This is a genomic window from Hominimerdicola intestinalis (assembly GCF_054655215.1).
The window spans coordinates 269,449-291,043 of sequence record NZ_BAAHNZ010000002.1; the positions used below are offsets into that span (position 1 = coordinate 269,449).

Genomic DNA, 21,595 nt, shown 5'->3' on the forward strand with positions numbered 1-21,595 from the left:
CTCCTTCTGGATTTCGCCTGTATATATAATACAAGCAAGGATAACTTAATTATTATAACACAGTCCGCGAAAACTGTCAATTGGATACGCAGACTGTAAATATTAATATTTTGTAAATTTACGCAAGCAGCTTATTTGCTATAAATACCACCAATATATTAAGAGTCATAAATACCAACAGCGACATGATCAGCGCCGCAAAGGAGGTTCCTCCCTTAGACGCTATTCGTTCCTTAACAGAGCTTTCATCACCCGATTCCGAGTATACTGAACGGATCGAAAGTATATCCCGTCTGGCAGTTTTATAGTACCAGTAGTTGGCAAACATCGCAGGCACAACTCTTACTGCCATAGAAAGCACATACGCAAGATTCAGAATTGTACCGAATGCGTCGCTGTTCAGGTTCACGCCTGCTGAAATAACGTCGATACCCATAAATCCCGACTGGAACGAATACAAAAGATTCGGTATTCCGGTAAGGATCGTAAGAAACATAAAAAGCGCCCCGATAAGCGGCATTTTTCTGTAAAAGAAATAAAACTGAGGAAACAGCAGAGCGCCGAGATTAAGACTTGACTTTCCTCCGAATTTTCCGAAACGTATAAAATTGGAGAGCATTACGACAGGATTCTTTCCGACGTATTTTGCATAGTCCCCAAGCTTTACCCCGTCTATATCTGAATCCTGATCAAAGGTCATCTGCTGACCGGCTCCGAAAGGAGGCATACCCTGATAAAAACCGCGTCCGGCATTATTCTGATTCCCCTGAAAACCTGAGTTATGAGAATTTTCGTGAGGAGTGTTAAAGGGACGCGCCTCGCCGGAATTGACCGTAAGAGGCATACCGCACTTTTTACAGAAAAGTCCGTCCGGAGGATTTGTTTCTCCGCACCTTACGCACCTTACGGGCTTATTTTCAGTATTAGCCGACCCGGTATCCGAATCATAATGCGGCTGCCACGACTCTCCCTTTTCATGAAGCTCAGTATTAATGCACTGACCTTCCTTTTCATAACAAACACGGTGATACGGAGTTCCGCATTCAGGACAGACAACTACATCTTCGCCCTCCCTGAATATCTCACCGCAGCTGATACACTTTGTTCCGATATAATTTGCCATAGCGACGTTTCCTTTCCGACACTGCAACGATATGCTCAACCGTAATACTATTCTAAAATAAATTAGTATAATTATAACATACCTTTTCAAAAAAAGAAAGAGTTTTTACTATTTTTTCTTTACTTTTTATAAAAAAGGCTTTATAATATATTATGACGATAAAATAAGGAGATTAATCTATGGTATTTTTAGAAAATCTGAGAACTGAGCTTGAAAGCTACAGACCCAAGATCAAAGAGCTTTACGAAGTATTTGACATTGAAAACAGCAGGGAGCGTATTCTTGAGCTTCAGGAAAAAGCGGCTGAACCCGGCTTCTGGGACGACCTTGAGAAATCGCAGAGGGTGCTTCAGGAAACAAGAAACCTGGAAAGCAATATAGAAAAATACTCAAAAATCAAAAGCTCCTTTGAGGACATTGAAGTAATGCTCGATATGGCGGCGGAAGAAAACGACGAAAGCATGACCGAAGAGATACAAAGCGAAATAGAAGCCCTTGCCAAATCAGTTGACGAGCTTACGCTGGCTTCACTTCTTACAGGTGAATATGACAAATGCAATGCGATAATCAATTTTCACGCCGGGGCAGGCGGAACCGAAGCACAGGACTGGTGCGAAATGCTTTTCAGAATGTATAACCGCTGGGGCGATGCTCACGGCTTTAAAGTCAAAACTCTTGACTATCTTGAGGGCGGCGACGCGGGAATGAAAAGCGCTTCGATAATAATTGAGGGCGAAAACGCATACGGCTATTTAAAAAGCGAGTCAGGTATACACCGTCTTGTACGTATATCTCCTTTTGACAGCTCGGGAAGCAGGCATACCTCCTTTGCGGCTATAGACGTAATGCCTGAAATTGACGATTCGATTGAAGTGGAAATAAGACCTGAGGATATTGAAATGCAGGTTTACCGTTCCAGTGGAGCAGGAGGTCAGCATATCAACAAGACCTCTTCGGCAGTAAGACTTATTCACAAGCCTACAGGAATAGTTTGCGCCTGTCAGACTCAGCGTTCGCAGTTCCAGAACAGGGATTACGCAATGAAAATGCTGAAATCAAAGCTTATAGAAATAAAAGAGCGCGAAAACCTTGAAAGAATTGAAGATATAAAAGGCGTTCAGAAGGAAATCGCCTGGGGAGCGCAGATACGCTCTTATGTTTTCATGCCGTATACTCTTGTAAAGGATCACAGAACAGGCTTTGAGACCTCGAACGTAAACGCCGTTATGGACGGAGATCTTGACGGATTTATAAACGCATATCTTAAATCACTTTCCCTAGGCAGTCTTAACGATGAAGACAAAAAAATATAGCATAGAAACAGCGGATAAGGGTCGAGATCCTTATCCGCATATTTTATGCTTTTATTTCACATATACTAAAGCCTTTAACAGCTTTAAGAAACTCCTTCTCTTCCAAAGGCTTGGAAAAATAGTTGCCCTGAATAAAATCGCAGTTCATATCCAGCAGCATTCTTACCTGCTCCGATGTTTCAGCGCCCTCGGCGACTATCTTCATATTAAGCTTTTTTATCATAGCTATCGTACTTTCGATAGCTATCCTCGCTTTTTCATTTTCAAGAGATTTCCAGACTATCTCCTTTTCAAGCTTTATAAATCTGAAGGGAAGATTAAGAAGATAGCTCATATTTGAATATCCTGTCCCGTAATCGTCAAGCGCAAGCTTTATTCCGATCTCAGAAAGCTGTTTTATATTCTGCTCCATGATATGCGGAGTATACGCCGCCGAGGTTTCTGTAATTTCCAGACAGATCTGAGACGGGTCTATCTTATATTTGTCCATTATATTGACAAAGCTTTCAACTAATCCTGACTGCATACACTGAACCACCGACAGATTTACCTGAACATACTCTATCCCAAGAGCTGTTGCGCTTCCCTTTCTCATAAAACGGCAGGCTTCCTCGAAAACGAACTTTCCTATCTTCATAATGCTTCCGTTCTGTTCGGCAATAGGTATAAATTCATCTGGAGGAATATTTCCCAGCTGTTTATCAAAAAGACGTATCAAAGCCTCACATGAAACTATCCTGTTTTCCTCGGAATCAAAAATAGGCTGATAGTTTACTCTGAAGCTTTTCTCTGAAAGCGCCCTTTCGATCGCTCTTTCAACATCGATCCTGCGTTTTTTATCATAAAGATTTACATCTGCGGTATGCAGAAGCTTGCTTGTAATAAACGCCGACTGCTTGAACTGCTCTATATAATCCATGACCGTTTCGACATCAGCTGCGTCCGCAGGACAGTCAATACGCAGAAACAGCGCTGATATCATTGTATCTACAGCGCCTATCTTCCAGTTTGAACTGAGTCTTGCGTCGATCTCCCTGTAGATCCTGCCGACCTTGTTATGATCCTTGGAAAATGTAAGCGCAAAGCATTCGTCCTCAAGATAATATCCGTCGCCGAGATTGACAAAAGAATAAAGATATTCCGAAAAGCTCCGCAGAAGATTATTTGAAAAACGTCCGCCGAATGTCTTTATAAGCAAGGTAAAATCAGGTATTCTGATAAGCAGAACCGAAAATTTATTTTCCGCAGAAAAATTTATCATGCAGTTATTTGCAAACGTACTTCTGTTAAGCATTTTAGTTACCGAATCTATCATATCGTCCTGATTCTGAAGCATAAACATAACCAGCATTATACACAGCGCCCCGCCGAAGCATTCAACAAGAAGCTCGGGATTGAACATCTGAACAACTACGGCAGCGCAGGTCATTCCTATAAATCCGGTTATGGAAATAACGACCTGAGTAGAGATCATGCGTCTGTTTCTCAGAGTATAAACAACGCCGAAAACAAGATAATAAACCGAAACAGCATAGCAGACAGGCTGTAAAGGCCCTCTTGTATAAACTCCGTCGGCGTCTAGGTAAATTATCCACTCAGTAAGCGGTGACGTTATGATCAGCAGCAGGTCAACGCAGATAGGTATATAAAGCGCAGCCTTGAAGCCCTTTGAGATAGACGTAAAATTATCCGTTAGAAACAGCACATACATCATAAATACAAAAGTGATCAGATTATGCGTAAAATAATAAGCAATATGACAGAAGATCTTTGTGCCGCGCCCTACCGTTTCAACTGTTGTAAACACCGAAAGCAGATCAAAAAAGCAGGATACCGCCGCTGTTCCCAGTAAAAGACCGAATATCTTGTTTCTTCGGCACGGTATTCTCTTTCTGAAATAAAATATAACGGCAGTTACGATATAAATTACCAGTGCGGCTATATCATAATGTACTATATAATTCAAAATGCCGCCTTCCTTTCAGTAAGCTTAGGCGAAACATTTCAGTAAATCGTTTTCGTTCATTTATTTCGCCATGCTTTTTTCTATATTAAATTAATTATATCACTTGAAATTATTTTCGACAATAGACTTCACAGTTTATTATAACTTTTTTGCTTTCTTGCATAATATAAACGTCTGAAATATATAAGATATATCAAAATGCTCCGAGTTTGCTGATCCTGACGACATGGGATTGTTAACTTTTTGAAAATTATATTACGAAACTCTCCGAAAATTTGATTGATTTTAAGTAACAAAATAAAAAAACGCCGTTCCAAACTGAAAGAACGGCGTTGATTTTATACAAGATCAATGATATTTTTTATATCCCGGATGTTTTCCGGTTACTCCGTATTTTGGACGCATTGAAATAAGCCTGTCGATATTTTCCTTTGAAATATCAACCGCTCCTCCTAAGATCCTGGCATTGAGAGAGATCTGTGCCTGAAGCTCAAGAGTTTCCATTCTGTAATACGCAGTAATAAGGTCCGCTCCTACAGTCAGCGCACCGTGATTTTCAAGCAGCATAACGTCATGCTCCTGAAGATACGGAGTTATAGCGTCGGGAACTTCATATGTAGACGGAGTACCATACGGAGTAACAGGAACCGAACCTACGGCAATTACCGTTTCGATCATGCAGTAATCGTCAAGCGGCACATGAGCGCAGGCAAAGCCGGTCGCAGCCGGAGGATGAGCGTGAACAACGGCTCCGACATCGGGGCGCTGCTCATAGCATCTCAGGTGCATTTTAACTTCTGATGAAGGCTTCCAGCCCTCCTTGGCTTCGATTATATTGAAATCTCCGTCGATAAGTCCTATCTTATCAGCCGTAATATAAGCCTTGCTTACTCCCGTCTGAGTGGCGAGAAACCTGTTTTCTCCAACCTTTACCGTAACGTTTCCGTCGTTTGCGGCTACCCAGCCCTTCTGCCACATTTTATGGCATATCTCAACCATCTGCTCTTTAATTTCCTCGTACATAAATTCTAGTCCTTTCAAAATAATGTTTAATTATGAGTTTGCTTATCTGCATTCAATAACAAATATTCATTTCTCAGCAGTGCAAAAACATACATATTATCAAATATTTCCTTATTTTCTTTTCTCGGAAGCAGTTCTGCGAATTCTGCCTCTTTCCTCATTTTCAATCGTTCAGCCAATTTAACTGATCTTAAATTTCGTGCATTGATTTCCGCAAAAATACGGCGTGACTTTAAATTTACAAAAGCATGATCAAGCATACCTTTTACGCTCTCATACGCATACCCTTTGCCCTGATATTCGGCGTTGAAGGTGTAACCCAATTCGCAGTTGCCACCGCTTCGCTCGGAAAAATATATCTTGCCGATAACTTTATTTTCCAAAACCACAGCAAAAAACTCATTACTTAGGGAAAATTTGACCGCTTCCTGAACGCACGCTTCTTCCGTAAAAGTTTCGTACGGTTCAAAGTATGTAACCTCTTCGTCTGTAAGTATTTCTGCTAAGTCCTTATAATCTTCCGGTCTGAACATTCTGATAGATAACCGCTCTGTGGTAAATATATTAGACATGCAAAACCTCCTCAGAATCAGACTACTCCCTTTTGAAGCATTACATTAGCGTATACCGCCTTTTCACCCGTCGCAACGATAGCGTAGGCAGTCTTTGCCTCTTCATAGAACCTAAAGCGCTCGATTTCGCCGATCGCGTCAGAACCTCTTTCGTCATGCTTTGCAACTATAGCCTTATACTCCTCCCAGATCGGAGTTTTTGTGTTGTCGCCGGGCATGACCTGCATAAGGTTTACCGGCTTTTCAACGTATGTGTCCAGCGGAAACAACTGCAATATAGCGTCCAGAAGTTCGGGAACACCGTGACCGTCACAGCGGATGACCTTTGCGTTTCTTCCCATGCTTTCGGCGGGGAAGTTGCCGTCCGCAATAATAATTCTATCCGAATGTCCCATCTCGCAAAGCACCTTTAAAAGCTCGGGAGAAAGAATTAAAGGTATATTTTTCAGCATTGTATTCATTCCTTTCGTATCTTTAGTGAAAATACGGGCAGATGTTGCCGCCCATATTTCAACAACACAAACTATTTGATATGATCGATAAAATCATTCTTTACTAATTCGTAATCAACGTATGTTTGCGGATTCCCCAGCTGGTCATTCCACGAATTATAGTTTACTCTCAGCCTTTTGAAACCAAACAGTTCATAAACGTGCTGAGTTCTCGTATTGTTCAGATTTGTATTAAGAATGATTTTCTCATATCCGTGATCATTAAACAGCGAATTTATCAGCATACACAGAACGATTCTTCCGATTCCTTTTTCCTGTTTGGTATGATCGCATCTTTTTATACCGATCTCGGCAATGTTGTTACCCTCATTATAGTAATTGCATTCGCCTATGGGAATACCGTTCAGCTAAATAATATGTCTGGGTGTTGTATTGTCGCTGTCATTTGAAATTTATGCGGCAGCCTTGTCTGCACTTGTACCAATACCAAGCGGAAATCCGGCGTGCGCCATGACCCTACCGTCGTTCCACCAACCTGCAAGGATTTTTGCGTCACAAATTTCTGCGTTTCTGATTACGAGATTATTGTGTTTTTAATACATATAGATACTCCTGTTTTCTGCGGAGGACTGTTATTTATCAACCCACCTGTGTTTTGTGTGAATGTTGATAAATGTTTTTTTCATATAATATCACCCTTTTGTGTGGTCCTTTTTATTTTACTATTTGAAGAAATCTCTCATAAGCCCTGTCCCAATCTTCTGAGTTTTCTCCCTCAAAAAGGAAAATATCCTCGGAGTTTCTTATGATTTTCCTTGCCTCGCCAATATCTTCAATGTCACCGCTTGCAATAAGTTGAACGGCAATATTTCCAAGAGCGGTAGCCTCCACAGGTCCGCCGGAAACTTTTATTTTACAGGCGCTTGCCGTAAGCTTTGACAAAAATCTGTCCTTTGTGCCGCCGCCGAACATATAAAGCGTTTCAAACTTTCTGCCGGTACATTCTTCAAGCTGCCCGATCGCCGAGCGATATTTGAGCGCAAGACTTTCGTAAATACAGCGCATAATTTCGCCAACGCTTTCGGGAATCGCCTGCCCCGTGAGCCTACAGTATTCTTTAATACGCCTGGGAATATTTCCGGCAGGAGTAAATTCCGGCGCATCAGGATCGATAAAGCACTTAAACGGCTCGGCTTTCTTCGCTAAGTTTTCAAGCTCCATAAAGGAGTACTCCTTGCCTTCTCTTGCCCATTGGCGGCGGCTTTCCTGAATAAGCCACAAGCCGATAATATTTTTAAGAAACGACGTTTTGCCCTCGCAGCCAAGCTCATTTGTTACGTTGAGGCGGTTGGAGTTTTCATCAATAATAGGTTCGTCAAGCTCAGTTCCGAGCAGACTCCATGTTCCGCATGAGAGAAAAGCGAAATCCTTTTCAGCGGCAGGACAGGCGGCGAGCGCAGACTGAGTATCATGACCGCAGACTGCAATTATCTTAACGGGCTTTATGTCAAGCTCTTCACATATCTCATCTGAAAGCGTTCCGACACAAACACCGCTTTTGACGATCTCAGGCATGAGCGATCTTTTTATTCCCAAAGCAGACAAAACATCATCTGACCAGCATTTGTTTTTCTGGTCGAAAAGCTGAGTTGTCGAAGCTATCGACTGCTCGGCGTGAATTTTACCGCTGAGAAAATAAGCAAACAGGTCAGGCATAAGCAAAAGCTTATCCGCACGCTCAAGCAGCTCCGGACGGTTTTTTACAAGGCTCAGCAGCTGAAACGCTGTATTGATTTCCATAAACTGATTACCTGTTATGTCGTAGAACCTATCCTTGTCGATAAGCTTGAAGCTTTCCTCCATCATTCCCGCCGTTCGTGAATCCCGGTAATGAATAGGATTCTCCAGCAGTCTGCCGTCTTTATCCAAAAGCCCGAAATCAACGCCCCAGGTATCTATTGCAACGCTTTCCACCTCATACGGCTTAGCCTTTATAAGGCTCTGCTTAATTTCGTGAAAAAGCCTCAGCACATCCCAGTACATGGTTTTGCCCAGAATAACGGGGTCGTTTGAAAATCGGTGAATCTCTTCAAGAGTGATTTTTTCGCCGTCGAACGTGCCGACAATGGCACGACCGCTCGAAGCGCCGAAATCTATCGCCAGTACTTTTTTATACAATTTATCATCTCCGATCGGGTGTTAACAATATATCAGCCTCTGTACACTTTTTTGTACTCATATTCTTTATCCTGAGAAATTATCTGATATTTCTGTACATCGGACCATATGCCGCACACGCTCTGAAATCCTGACCTTCCCTGTCCATGCCAAAAGCGTTCCATGCGGCAGGACGGAAGATCTTGTCCTCCGGAACATTATGCATACATACTGGTATTCTCAGCATTGAAGCAAGAGTGATAAGGTCTGCGCCGATATGTCCGTAGCTGATTGCGCCGTGGTTAGCGCCCCAGTTGTTCATTACGTCGTATGCGGTCTTGAACGCACCCTCGCCCGTAGTTCTGGGCGCGAACCAGGTACAGGGCCATGTATAGTCGGTTCTTTTCCAGAGCTTGTCGGTTACCTCGTCAGGCAGATGAACCGTATAGCCCTCGCAGATCTGCAGAACAGGTCCGAGACCCTTTACAAGATTAAGCCTTATCATTGTAGCAGGCATTTCGGCTTCCGTTACAAAGCGTGAGGAATATCCGCCGCCTCTGAAATATCCGCAGTCTGCATAGTTCCAGGTGGTAGCCTTCATGATGTTATCAATGTCGTTGTCGGTTATGTCGTACCAAGGCTTCATAACGTTGTTTCCATTTTCATCAACAGCCTGACCGTTTGCGTCAAGACAAGCTGCACCGGAATTGATAAGATGGATAAATCCGCCTGCGTCCTTTGCTACTCCCTCAAGCTCATAACCTGTCGCTTTCTTGACAGCTTCAGGCGACCAGTATGTACGAACGTCTGCAAAAATCTGGGCGCGGTTTGTCAGAAGCTTCATAAAGAGCATACCAAGTCCGTTTAGAACATCGTTTTCCGTAGCAAGAATATAAGGCTCTCTTGCGCCGTTCCAGTCGAACGAGGTGTTCAGCATTGCCTCGGGGAAATCGCAGTTAGGATAAAAATCAGTCCACTGACGCTGACCCTGGAAGCCTGCGGCAATAGCGTTGTGACCAACAGCTTCTTCCTCACAGCCCTTAGGAAGCTTATCGTTGCCGTTCATCAAATCCTTGATAATACACATCATCTTAACTACAAATTCCCAGTCTGCGTCCTTCTGCTCTCTTGTTTTCTGGATCTCCTCTGGATTCTTGTCAAAGCCCTCTATGCATTTTTCCTTAGTCCATGCAAGAGCCTTTTGGAACTCTTCCTCGTCGTAAATACCCTCGGTCATTCGTCTGATAACTTCAACCTCGTCCACCGATTCAACTCTCATTCCGAGATATTCCTCAATAAACGCCGGGTCGATAATAGAGCCGCCGATTCCCATTGTAACAGAACCGATCTGAAGGTATGATTTTCCTCTCATAGTAGCGCAGGCAACAGCCGCACGGCCGAAGCGGAGCAGCTTTTCCTTAACATCTGCCGGAATTGTAGTATCGTCAGCCTCCTGAACGTCATGACCGTAAATTCCGAATGCCGGAAGTCCTTTCTGAGCGTGAGTAGCAAGCACAGATGCAAGATAAACCGCACCGGGACGCTCAGTTCCGTTGAAGCCCCAAACTCCCTTTATCGTCATAGGATCCATATCCATAGTTTCAGCGCCGTAGCACCAGCATGGAGTAACCGTCAGAGTTATGTCAACTCCGGCTTTCTTGAATTTATCGGCACAGGCGGCGGCTTCCGCAACTCTGCCTATAGTTGTATCGGCTATGATTACCTTTACAGGCTCGCCGTTTGAATACTTAATATTATCCTCAAACAGCTTTGCCGCCGATCTAGCCATATTCATTGTCTGCTCTTCCAAAGAACCCCTTACGTTAAGAACCCCCCGTCTTCCGTCAATAGTCGGACGGATTCCTATAACCGGGTAATCTCCGATAAGTCTTGATTTTGCCATAATAAAACCTCCTGAAAATTTCTGATTTACAATGTATTTCCGCCGCCCTAAAGCGGTAACGTTTACATTTCTATATAATTATATCACAAATCCGGCATTTTGTCTTGCAAATTTATTTGTGGGAAAGGTAAAATTTTCAGCATTATTTTTGTGCAGAATCAATAACCGTCATACTGAAACATACCTATTTTTATTTACACAAAGAAATAAACCGCGCTTCACAGACAGCAAAGCGCGGTAAAAAACTCATCTGTAAAAATCATGCTGCTGAAAGAAATCAGATCTGTCCTGTTCTTCCGTCTTATGAGCGTCAATATTTCCGTCAAGAATATCTTCAAAACCTGTTGAAATACACTGATCCTTATCCATTCTTTTAAGATATTCAGACATCTGCTCTCTTGAAAGCGAGCTTTCAGCAACCATTTTTTTATGCTCTCCGTTAAACGGAAACGACGGCAACTCTCTCATTTCATTTATAGTTCTTATCAGTTTTATATCTGCTAACTCCGCCAGATAAATATACGCCAGCATACAAGCCATTAAAATCGACAAGTCCAAACCGCTGAGTTTAAATACCATAAATAGAACCATATAAACTCCGGCAAAGCAAATTATATTTATTTTCTGTATGCGTATATCGTCAATAAGCAGCACAAGTCCGTGAATAAACAGCGCAATATAAAAAAGAATACCTAACCCAAATGAAGAAACGTTTCTGAAAAGAAATAATTCAGCCGCTAAATAGTTCACCCATCCTGAAAAACCGTATACTAAAACGCAGACAGCAAGCAGCAGCATAGGTACGGCTGACAGAAACTTCTGCTGCTTTACTTTTCTGCGGTATATTTTTCTCAGTTCATGATCGGGCAAAATAAGAAAATCGTTCTTTGAATACATTGCTTTACTCCTGCTTGTCAGTTGTTCTTAGGATACCGACCTACCGTTTCACTTGACATATTTTCAGACCATAGAACATAATCAAGCTTTCCGTCCGTAATAAAAACCGTAAAATAAGTTTCATTCAGCTCCTCCGGCAGACCTTTCTTTATCTCATTGACAAAATCGTCGTTCTCAGTGCTTATGTAGTTCATATACTTAAATTCATATTTTCCGTCCAGAGCAGTACATGCCTTCTCCGCCGCCTCGTAGACAGCCGCTGCATTACTGTCCGCTTTATCGGACTTATCATCGGCTATTATCCCTGCGAGATACGCCTGGCTTTTCGTTCCGGCATACGCTATTTTCCACTCATGCCCGGGAGTTTCTATTACTATTGCATACCCGTCATAGAAAGCTTCCTTCCCCCGATTTTTATAGCTTACCGTCCCTATAAGCTCGACTGCGGTAATATATTCGTCCTTGATATTAACGCTTTCTAGTATTTTTGACTGCTCTCTGTCGGCGGTAAACGAAACGTCTGAAAGCATATTTTCCTCATGCTCGTCGTATCCGTGATCATGCCCCTGATTCTTCATAGTGTCCCTGTACTGCTCCTGCATCTCAGAGGTCATAAGCTTTAGCATTGACTCGTCAAATTCAAAATTCGCATACTTCATATACTGACCCACAACGTATTCGGCATTCTCGATAGGATCGTCGGAAACCGAGTTACCCATGCTTTCGTCAGGCTCTTTGGAAACGCTTTCGGAGAGCGATCCTGTATTGGGCGATTTTCCGTCCGAAACTCCGCCGCTGTTTTTTTCATTGCAGCCGGCAGCCGATAAGCATAGGATAACGGCAGCCAATATTGCAGAAATCTTTTTCATAAGCAGATCCTTTCGCTGTTTATCGTCTTCTTTCTTTTGTATAAAATCCAATCTGTCATAGGGTAAGTCAGCTTGATCCTATGATCCAAGTATATCGTCAAGAACCGCGTTTATATCGGAGTATGAATATCCTTGACGTGCCAGTGCGTTTTTAACCTTTTTTACGCCGTCCTCGTCCTCAAGCTTTCTAAGGTATTTTTTCTCAATAAGCTCCGCCAGACGCTCATGTACCGTATCCTCGTATCCGCTCAGGACTTCATCTATAAGCTCCTTTGAAAGCCCTTTAAGCCGCATCTCCTGAACTGCACGGAAATAGCCGAACTTTTTTACCTCCATGTATTTCCTTGCAAGGCTCTCGGCGTACCTCCTGTCATTGATAAAACCAAGCTCTGCAAGCTTATCGCATACGTCGTAGCAGATCTGTTCGCCGTAATTATTAAGCAGCTTTTTATAAAGCTCGCTGTAGGAATAATCCCTGTAATCAAGAAGATACATTGCCCGTTCCCTCGCGCGGCGGAATTCGTTTGAATAAACGATCTCATCCCATACATCCTCAGAAACCTCCATGCCGCCGCGGAGATTATATTTTGAAATTATTTCAGAATTAAGGAAGGCAGGCTCAGAGTTCTCAATATCTACACGGTAGGTGCTTCCCTTATATTTTTCAGCAGAAATTATTTTAAGCATTTATCAGTCGCCAAGCTCGCTTATATCCACCGGAGCAAACTCCTCGAAATCGTCCTCCGCCGAAACGGTAAGATCGGGCATTACAGGCTCTTCCTTTTTGACAGGCTTAGCCGCTGCCGCAGACTTTTCCTCAAGCTTCGCCGCCTTCTTATTTTTCTTTGAAGCCATTACTACTTCAACTTCGCTGCTCTTGATCTTATCCTCTATCTCAGCCATAATTTCAGGATTGGCGTCAAGGAAATCCTTGGCGTTATCGCGGCCCTGTCCCAGCTTCATATCATTATAGCTATACCATGCGCCGCCTTTTTTGACGATATTCATTTCAGCAGCAAGGTCAAGCACCTCTCCTGTCCTTGAAATTCCCTTTCCATACATAATATCAAATTCGCATTCCTTGAACGGAGGAGCGACCTTGTTCTTTACGACCTTGCACTTGGTACGGTTTCCTATTACCTCTGCGCCGTTCTTTATCTGCTCCCCTCTTCTTACCTCGATCCTTACCGAAGCATAGAATTTCAAAGCGCGTCCGCCAGGAGTAGTTTCGGGATTACCGTATATAACGCCTATCTTTTCACGAACCTGATTGATAAAGATCGCACAGCAGTTTGATTTTGCAATTACAGAGGTAAGCTTTCTCATTGCCTGCGACATAAGCCTTGCAAGCTGTCCTACATGAGTATCGCCCATTTCCCCGTCTATTTCCGCCTTTGTTACCATTGCCGCAACTGAGTCTATAACTATACAGTCGATAGCTCCCGATCTTGCAAGAGCCTCGGCTATCTCAAGAGCCTGCTCGCCGCTGTCAGGCTGAGAAACCAGCATACTGTCAATATCCACTCCCAGCTTTTCTGCATAAACAGGGTCCAGAGCGTGTTCAACGTCTATAAAAGCAACCTCTCCGCCGGCTCGCTGAGCCTGAGCAATACAATGCAGAGCTACGGTAGTTTTACCGGACGATTCAGGTCCGTATATCTCGACGATCCTGCCTCTCGGTATTCCCCCTATTCCTAGAGCCATATCAAGAGTCATAGAGCCGGTAGGTATAGCCTCAACGTCCAGCGCTTTTGAATCGCCCAGCTTCATTATTGCTCCCGCTCCGAACTGCTTTTCTATGTATGCAATAGCGGTATCCAACGCTTTCTGCTTTTCTTCCTTGTCAACGATCTTTACAACGGTCTTTACTTCCTTTTTCTTCTTGTCGATAGCCATATCAAAAGCCTCCTATGTTTAATGGGATTTTCCTCTTCATATATATTATAGCATACTTTTTCAGTTTAACAGTATCTTTTATCGGACAGTTACAGAAAACCCCCGATTTTATGTACAAAATTATGTACTGTTTATCAGTTCCCGCAGTATTCGCCTACAGTCGCCCTGTAAATTCCGCACATATCCTTTTTTGCCCTGACATTTTTAAAGCCGTGACGGATCATAATATCCATAACGTCGTTTTCCTGGCCGATACCGATCTCAAATATCATCATTCCGCTCGGCTTTATTCTGCTTTTCCACAAACGGGTTATGCTCCTGTAAAAATCGAGTCCGTCCTCACCGCCATATAGAGCGCTTTTCGGCTCAAAGCCAACTTCTCTCTGAAGCTTCTTCATATCCTCTGAGGTAAGATAAGGCGGATTGCAGATTATCAGATCGGCATCGGGAGCTTCGCTGACAACGCTGCTGTCAAGAACATCGCCCTGAATTATTTCAGCAGCTGAATTATTAAGAGTCTTATTGGCTTTAAGATATTTCAGCGCCTCATAAGATTTCTCGATACACAATACCCTTTCACAGCTAAGGCTTTTTTCAAGTGCGATTCCGATACAGCCTGAACCTGAGCATAGGTCTATAACGGTTAACCCCGATTTTCCCCTGTATTTTTCAGCCGCATGATCTATCAGCGTTTCGGTATCCTGCCTTGGGATAAGAACACCCTTTCCTACCTTGAACGGCAGGCCGTAAAATTCCCATTCACCCAGAATATACTGAAGAGGTTCGCCTTTTTTCCTCCTGCCGGCAAGCTCAAGATACCCCGCCGCAGTTTTGCCGCTTACGCTGCACTCAAGCATTTTCAAAAAAGACGCACAGCGGCAGTCCGTTTTCAAAGCTGCACCCAGAAGCTCTCTGGCTTCAAATTCCGCATTATCTATCCCGGCGTTTCTAAGCTCGCCGCTGACTATTTCCATCAGACTCTTATATGTACTCATTTTATTTCAGTTTCAGTATCCGTTTCAGACGCCTGCCTATGAAGCTTTTCCTCGTCCTCGGGTATTACGGCTTTCAATGCCGCTACAGCACACTCAATTTCCTTTTCGTCAGGCTCTCTTGTCGTGATCCTCTGTATCCAAAGGCCGGGAGCGGAAAGTATTTTTGTTGCCGGGTTATCGTATTTTCCGGCAATCCTTATAAGCTCGTAGGCTATTCCCATAACAAGCGGAAGCAGTGCAAGCTTGCAGAGCATTCTCAGCGCTACATTTTCCCAGGTAAGCCTGAAAACCGTATTTACAAATATACTTATGAACAATACAAGAAAAATAAAGCTTGTACCGCACCTTGGGTGAAAGCGGGAATACTTTCTGACATTTTCAGGAGTAAGCTCTGCACCGTGCTCGAAGCAGGCGATAGTCTTATGCTCCGCACCGTGGTACTCGTAGGTTCTGCGTATATCCTTCATAAGCGCAGTCAAAGCCGTATAGCCTACAAATATTCCGATTTTAAGAAGCCCCTCTATAATATTTTTCACTATTACCGGCATAGGAACAAAATGCTCTATCCCCTTTGATACCCATGAGGGCAGCATCATAAACAGAAAAACCGCCGCCAGAACCCCGATCACCATGGATATTACCGATATGACCGGCATAAGCTTATCGCCGACCTTTTCGTCCAGCCATTTTTCAAACCTAGTCGGTTCTTCTTCCTCTTCATATTCCATCTGCTTATTTGCAGATCTGGTAAGGCATTTATAGCCGTCTATCATTGAGATAACAAAATTGAATACTCCCCTTACTAAAGGGCATTTCCTATACCACGGAACATTTTTTCCGCCTTTTATATTCCAGACCTCGAGATCTATCTCTCCTGTCGGCAGACGGTTAGCCATAGCCGCCTTATCGATCCCGCGCATCATTACGCCCTCGATAACCGCCTGACCTCCTATTTTGGATTTAAACTTTTCCGTTCCCGAAGCTTCCTTACTCTCGCTCATTTATATGATAATACCAGCACAAAGCCGGCATATCCTCCTTCCGATAGTATAATTATTTACTTATCAAGCTTTTCTCCTTCGCTGAGCGTATTATCTGTTGATATAAGCTCTACGTTTACCGTCGATTGATTGTCCGGCTTTTTCTTCTGCTCGATACATGGCAGAGTTATCATTACTGTTGTTCCTACGCCCTGCTCGCTGTTTATTTCAAGAGTCCCGCCGTGCCTCTGGATAATTTCATCGGCTACTGCAAGGCCTATTCCCGAGCCTCTTCTCGTATGATTTGCCTTAAAGAACTTAGTCTTTATTTTCGGCAGATCTTCCTTTGAAATTCCCATTCCGGTATCCGATACCGAAATACAGATCTCGTTATTTTCCTCATACGCCTCAACCGATACCGTATCTCCCTTATCGGAATATTTTATCGCATTGTCAACAATATTGATAAATACCTGACGAAGCCTGTTCTTATCTCCGTATACAAACGGAAGCATTTCAGGCTCATAGTAATTCAAAGTTATGCCCAGCGCTCTTGCTCTCTCCTGATAAATAAGCACCGTTTCACCAAGCTCTGCAAGAATATCTATCGTGTCCTTATTAAGAGAAAGCCTGTTGTCCTGTATTCTTGAAAAATCAAGCAGCTCCTCTACCATCTGGGAAAGACGTTCGGTTTCGGAGGTTATTACTCTCATTCCCTTTTTAAAGGTCTCGGCGTCGTCAATAGTCGTCATTGTTTCGCTCCAGCCCTTTATTGCCGTAAGCGGCGTTCTGAGCTCATGAGAAACAGAGGAGATAAACTCATTTTTCATTGCCTCGGTATTTGAAAGCTCCTCCGCCATATAGTTGATGGAATCGCACAGCTCTCCCAGCTCGTCATCTGAGGTTTTTTCAATTCTTTCGGAAAAATCCCCCTTGGCAAACTTTCTTGCTATCTGACCTATCTGTATAACAGGATAAACGATAGATTTTATAAAGAACATTCCCGAGAAAAACATAAGCAGTATAATACTTGCCACTACAAGAGTTATCAGCAGGAAAATAATAAAAAGCTGATGATCGACGCCCTTCATTGAGGAGATCATTCTAAGGGCTTCGTATTCGCAGCCCCTCGGAGAAATAACTGCGGTGACCGCTATGACCTTTTCGCCGGTAGGAAGCCTGAATATCTGCGAAGCTACTCCTGTGGATTCCTTTTTTGCCGTTTCATAATCGGAAAGATCGGTTTCCTGTGCCGGAGAAAACCCCGAAGAGGTTATATCTATGCTTCCGTCGGTCTTTATAGCCATAAGCTCTATCTTATCCTTGTCCTCGTAGCTTTCGACTACCGAACGTATTTCAGAATTATAATTTACCGAAGCGTCGTCGCTGTTCTTCATAACGGCTCCGGTAACAACGTTCATCTTTGAGGTTACATACTGTCTTGCGGAGCTGTAGTAGTAATTTCTTACAACCAGAACAAGAAGCACCTCGACTATAAGCAGTATCACGATAACAACGCCCAGACTGTTTCTGATCCAGTGCTGAGTAATGCTGTGTCTGCCGTATTTGCTCTTATTTTTATTTATGCCCACCGGCAAGCCCCTTTCAAAGCTAATAAACCGCCGCTGTAAGGCGCAGTATTAAAAATCAGGTCGAAGCCCATTTATAGCCGAAGCCCCAGATAGTAAGAATATATTTAGGACTTGACGGCTCATCTTCTATTTTCATTCTTATACGTCTTATATTTACGTCAACAATCTTATCGTCGCCGTAGTAGCTTTCGCCCCAGATATGATTGAGTATACTGGTTCTGTCCAGAGCCGTATTCTGATTCTTGAAGAAGTACTCCATTATCTGATACTCGACCTGAGTCAGATCTATCTGCTCTCCGTTTTTATAGACAGTGCGGCTTTTTAAGTTGAGCGTAAACGGACCTGAAACCAGGGTGGAAGCCGCCTCCGGCTTTGCATGGGACATATTTACTCTTCTGCAAACCGCATCAACTCTTGCAATAAGCTCGGAAATCGAAAACGGCTTGGTAATATAGTCGTCAGCACCTATCATAAGAGATGAGATCTTATCCATTTCCTGAGATTTCGCCGAAAGCATGATAATACCCATTGTATCAGAACGCTCTCGGAATCTCTTGCAAACCTGCATTCCGTCTATCCCCGGCATCATAATATCAAGCAGCGCAATATCAATTCCGCCGTCATTTTCTTCAAAGACCCTTATTGCGTCCTCGCCGCAGTTAACGTCAATTACGTCGTAGCCGCTTCTTTTAAGATTTATTACCACAAATTCGCGGATCGAATCCTCGTCCTCACAGACCAAAACCTTTTTCATATCAAAACCTCCCTGTAAATGCTTTTAAGCTATTCAACGGTATAAAAATTATTCTGAACCTCATCTATCGTAAGTATCAGCTGTTCCCGCTTATTAGTCGGCAGCTTTACAAGATATTCGAGCTGGCCCTTGCTTCGTATAAGCTCGTACCCCTCATAAAGATAGTCCTCGCTTTCCTGCTTTGAAGCTACGGCTATTCTCATAAGCTCGGTCATTTCCGAATTAATATCCCCCTGATACTTATAAAAAACCGTTTCACCTGTATCAGCGTCCTTTTTGACCGTTACCTTATCCGTCCAACGGCTGGGAAACATCATCGAGTATCCGTCGGAAATAGCATAGTAGCCTGAATATCTGGCTTCAAGATTATAGAAATCCTTATAAACGGACCAGGTCGTCATTAGCAGCTGCTCCTCAGCTACGGCGTTTTCATAGCCGAGCATCGGCTTTGAGGACGGTATCTCGATAATTCCGTCGTCGTCTATATCAGATGAATAGTATCCTGACGGACGAGTACACAGCGGAAGCAGCTTTTCGCTTCTCAGCTGCATAGGATTCTGAAGCGTAGAATACCTGAAATATACTATTTCAGTCTGAAGCTCCCCCGACGCATTAAGTCCGTCAATATAGATCGCCTGACGCCCGTCCGGAAGATAGCCTTTCTTTGAACTTACATAGGACGCAACGTTATCGCACATATCTATTCCGTCGCCCTTTGTTATCTCGCCGTCCTGAAGCTCCAGCAGCGCCGCCTTTGCGGTAACGATACCCGTATCTGTATTCGTGCTTCTCTGAATAGTAATTATTTCGTTAAAGCCGTCCGAATTTATATCAAAGGTTTCAAGTACGGAATATGTGTCTGTTCCTATTCTTGTAAAATCGCCTTTGTCATAGCTGTATATTTCAAGAGTTTTATCGTCTCCTGCAATATTCTGATAACCGACGAGGACGTCGATCTGATTGCCGTTTCCCATAGGAGTTATAATGACCTGATCTATTTCAGTCCCCGCTCCTGCGATCTCCTTTACAGAAACCCACTTTCCGTCGCTGTTTTTATCAAGGAGATTTACCCGAAGTCCGTCGCTTTCTCCTCCGGTTCCCGTATATTCATAGAAAACGAGAGCCTCGTCGCTGTCCTCGCCGTCTATATCAGCGATAACGTAAGCTGACCTGTTGGCGCCGTTTCGCGGATATTTAAGCGTTATGTTGTTTCCGACAGCAGAAATAAGCGCTTCGTGTATTTCACTCTGCTCCTCGGTAAGCTTAGGCGCAGTGAGAATATTATCAACATTGAAGTTAACAGGCGAACAGCCCGTCATTGCAAGCACAGCCGCCAGCGGCAGCGCCGCCCTTTTCAATCTCATTTCACCACTCCCGTTAAAACAAATAAAACGCCCGCTTATTTACAGCGTACATATATTTATATTATAACACAAAGCCGCATTCTTTTCAAGCTTAATCGGCAAATATTTTGCAGAAAAAAGCGCCGCTTTAAACGGCGCCTGAAAATCTTAAAATAAGCTGAGAAGCTGTTCTTTTTTATAATCGGAAATATTTCCGTAAATTTCTGCGGCTCCGGGGACTGCGGTATATTTGTTTTTGTAATCCACATATACCTGCTGCTTCAACAGAGCTTTATTTCCGTCCTTGTCTTTAAATTCAACAAAGTAGCTGAAGGTTTCGGTTCTGTTATCTTCATCAAAAACTCTCTGCGACGGAATACAGCTGAGTATTTCAGAGCCGTCCGCAGTTATTTCCTCCGCTCTTTCTTTAAATCCGTCTTTAAAATAATCATTGCTGCAAGGCTGCTCTTTTACAAGAATGTTTTCCGCCATAAATTGATCGAAGCTGCTGTCTGCGTCAGCCTTGCAGCTACAGATATAGGAAAGCGCCTGTACAAAGTCATTGGCAGCTTTATTGTTATGGTCATCGGTAGACGCCTCAATATCAAATACGCCGCCGCTGTTGTAACGGTAAAGAATTATACAAATATCGCCGAGGTTATCGCTTGTGAGCCATATCTGCGAAGCCAGATAAACTGCCTGATTGCTTTGTCCTTCGCCTAAGTTTTCATAACCAGATCCGGTATAATACACAGGCTGACATCTTATTTCAAATTTATGTCCTTTGATATATTTATTATACTGCGCCTCTAGGAGTTCTTTGTCATGAAACTTTTCATATACACAATTTTCACTGATCACATTACCTTTCAGAAATCCGTCGATATCTCCGTCAAGGAGCTGTCTGATCTTTTTCTCTGAATCATAATACCATTGTATTTTTTCAAAATTAGGTATTTTGTCCGATTTTACTATCTGCGAATATATCATAAGTCCCAGCGCTATTATTACAGCCGAAAGCACAGATATTACGGTTACCGATATTATTTTTGATCTTCTGGCTTTTTTGTTTATTTTCTTAAACGGTTTTATTTCATTATCCGTTTTGATCTTAAGCCTGGTATCAAGACCGGTCTTTGCTTCCTCAGCCATATTGCGGCAGTCATCGCAGTCCCTTAAATGCTCCTCAAGCTCATGCCTGGTCTCCTTTTCGCACAATCCGTCCGCATATAACGGAATAAGATCTCTTGCAACATTACAATTCATAGCCGTCCTCCTTAAGTAACTCGATAATTTTCTGCTTTGCTCTGAAAAAATTAACCCTAGCCCAGTTTTCAGATCTTTCAAACAATCCGCCGATATCCCGAAAGCTCAGCTCACCCATTACCCTGAGTGAAAAAATCTCCTTGTATGGCTCTTCCAGAGCGTGCATTGCCTTATGTATTCCAAGCGCCTGCTCCCTGTCCTCAAACATATCCTCAATATTAAAGCTGTCGCCGTAATATGAAAAATCGTCTGTTGAAATGTTTGAATTCTCCTTTTTCTTTGTAAAATTGATATACTCGTTTCTGGCAATAGTACAAAGCCAGGTTACGACCTTGCATCTGCCGTTAAATCTGTCAGAATACCTAACCGCCTTATAAAAAGTTTCCTGCATTATCTCTTCTGCAATTTCGGTATTGCCGCAAAGCTTCAGAACAAATCTGTAGACCGGCTGGGAATACAGCCGATATATCTCGTCAAAATCCTGCACGCTATTC

General features: G+C 43.1%; 20 protein-coding genes. 1 reads left to right on the forward strand and 19 read right to left on the reverse strand.

Translation table 11 applies throughout. From position 1 onward, the window contains the following. Positions 1-118: 118 nt before the first annotated feature. Entirely contained in the window at positions 119-1,123 is a 1,005-nt protein-coding gene (locus tag ACYQ0H_RS03660; protein ID WP_459811485.1) for an RING finger protein, read from the reverse strand. A 179-nt stretch (positions 1,124-1,302) separates the two neighbouring features. Between ACYQ0H_RS03660 and prfB the strand changes: the two genes are divergently transcribed. After that, positions 1,303-2,436, forward strand: coding sequence for a peptide chain release factor 2 (gene prfB, locus ACYQ0H_RS03665; RefSeq protein WP_459811486.1), 1,134 nt, complete (start codon positions 1,303-1,305; stop codon positions 2,434-2,436). A gap of 43 nt (positions 2,437-2,479) precedes the next feature. Here prfB and ACYQ0H_RS03670 read toward each other — a convergent pair whose 3' ends face one another. The 18 genes from ACYQ0H_RS03670 to ACYQ0H_RS03755 all read right to left on the reverse strand — a co-directional run bounded on the left by ACYQ0H_RS03670 (position 2,480) and on the right by ACYQ0H_RS03755 (position 21,588). Then, a complete protein-coding gene (locus ACYQ0H_RS03670) occupies positions 2,480-4,402 on the reverse strand; it encodes an EAL domain-containing protein (RefSeq protein ID WP_459811487.1) in 1,923 nt (640 codons plus the stop codon). Positions 4,403-4,750: 348 nt separating this feature from the next. Then, positions 4,751-5,425, reverse strand: coding sequence for a class II aldolase/adducin family protein (locus ACYQ0H_RS03675; protein WP_459811488.1), 675 nt, complete (start codon positions 5,423-5,425; stop codon positions 4,751-4,753). Between the two features lie 26 nt (positions 5,426-5,451). Then, positions 5,452-5,997 (reverse strand): GNAT family N-acetyltransferase, encoded by a 546-nt coding sequence (locus ACYQ0H_RS03680; protein WP_459811489.1) that lies wholly within the window; start codon positions 5,995-5,997, stop codon positions 5,452-5,454. Between the two features lie 17 nt (positions 5,998-6,014). Continuing rightward, positions 6,015-6,449 carry an RbsD/FucU family protein gene (locus ACYQ0H_RS03685; RefSeq protein WP_459811490.1) on the reverse strand — a complete coding sequence of 145 codons (435 nt, stop codon included), beginning with the start codon at positions 6,447-6,449 and terminating at the stop codon, positions 6,015-6,017. Between the two features lie 71 nt (positions 6,450-6,520). Further along, positions 6,521-6,856, reverse strand: coding sequence for a GNAT family N-acetyltransferase (locus ACYQ0H_RS03690; RefSeq protein WP_459811585.1), 336 nt, complete (start codon positions 6,854-6,856; stop codon positions 6,521-6,523). 307 nt (positions 6,857-7,163) lie between these two features. Further along, positions 7,164-8,642 (reverse strand): rhamnulokinase, encoded by a 1,479-nt coding sequence (locus tag ACYQ0H_RS03695; RefSeq protein WP_459811586.1) that lies wholly within the window; start codon positions 8,640-8,642, stop codon positions 7,164-7,166. A gap of 64 nt (positions 8,643-8,706) precedes the next feature. After that, complete coding sequence (locus ACYQ0H_RS03700; protein WP_459811491.1) at positions 8,707-10,509, reverse strand: L-fucose isomerase; 1,803 nt, start codon at positions 10,507-10,509, stop codon at positions 8,707-8,709. 246 nt (positions 10,510-10,755) lie between these two features. Continuing rightward, a complete protein-coding gene (locus tag ACYQ0H_RS03705) occupies positions 10,756-11,406 on the reverse strand; it encodes a hypothetical protein (protein ID WP_459811492.1) in 651 nt (216 codons plus the stop codon). A gap of 17 nt (positions 11,407-11,423) precedes the next feature. Further along, positions 11,424-12,275: a hypothetical protein gene (locus ACYQ0H_RS03710; protein WP_459811493.1), complete on the reverse strand. Its 852-nt coding sequence runs from the start codon at positions 12,273-12,275 to the stop codon at positions 11,424-11,426. Between the two features lie 78 nt (positions 12,276-12,353). Next, positions 12,354-12,962, reverse strand: coding sequence for a regulatory protein RecX (locus ACYQ0H_RS03715; protein ID WP_459811494.1), 609 nt, complete (start codon positions 12,960-12,962; stop codon positions 12,354-12,356). Positions 12,963-12,965: 3 nt separating this feature from the next. Then, positions 12,966-14,171, reverse strand: a complete 1,206-nt coding sequence (recA, locus tag ACYQ0H_RS03720) for a recombinase RecA (RefSeq protein WP_459811495.1) — start codon at positions 14,169-14,171, stop codon at positions 12,966-12,968. 134 nt (positions 14,172-14,305) lie between these two features. Then, entirely contained in the window at positions 14,306-15,166 is an 861-nt protein-coding gene (gene prmC / locus ACYQ0H_RS03725) for a peptide chain release factor N(5)-glutamine methyltransferase (RefSeq protein ID WP_459811496.1), read from the reverse strand. Continuing rightward, the gene (locus ACYQ0H_RS03730; RefSeq protein WP_459811497.1) at positions 15,163-16,167 is read right to left on the reverse strand and encodes a DUF1385 domain-containing protein; all 1,005 of its coding nucleotides are present in this window, start codon (positions 16,165-16,167) and stop codon (positions 15,163-15,165) included. Before ACYQ0H_RS03730 ends, prmC begins: the two co-directional genes overlap by 4 nt. A 56-nt stretch (positions 16,168-16,223) precedes the next feature. After that, positions 16,224-17,738 carry a HAMP domain-containing sensor histidine kinase gene (locus ACYQ0H_RS03735; protein ID WP_459811498.1) on the reverse strand — a complete coding sequence of 505 codons (1,515 nt, stop codon included), beginning with the start codon at positions 17,736-17,738 and terminating at the stop codon, positions 16,224-16,226. Between the two features lie 55 nt (positions 17,739-17,793). Then, on the reverse strand, positions 17,794-18,492 hold the full coding sequence (locus tag ACYQ0H_RS03740) for a response regulator transcription factor (protein WP_459811499.1): 699 nt from the start codon (positions 18,490-18,492) through the stop codon (positions 17,794-17,796). Between the two features lie 29 nt (positions 18,493-18,521). Next, entirely contained in the window at positions 18,522-19,856 is a 1,335-nt protein-coding gene (locus ACYQ0H_RS03745; protein WP_459811500.1) for a hypothetical protein, read from the reverse strand. A 147-nt stretch (positions 19,857-20,003) separates the two neighbouring features. Continuing rightward, complete coding sequence (locus tag ACYQ0H_RS03750) at positions 20,004-21,101, reverse strand: zf-HC2 domain-containing protein (RefSeq protein WP_459811501.1); 1,098 nt, start codon at positions 21,099-21,101, stop codon at positions 20,004-20,006. Next, positions 21,091-21,588, reverse strand: a complete 498-nt coding sequence (locus tag ACYQ0H_RS03755) for an RNA polymerase sigma factor (RefSeq protein ID WP_459811502.1) — start codon at positions 21,586-21,588, stop codon at positions 21,091-21,093. Before ACYQ0H_RS03755 ends, ACYQ0H_RS03750 begins: the two co-directional genes overlap by 11 nt. Positions 21,589-21,595: the final 7 nt, after the last annotated feature.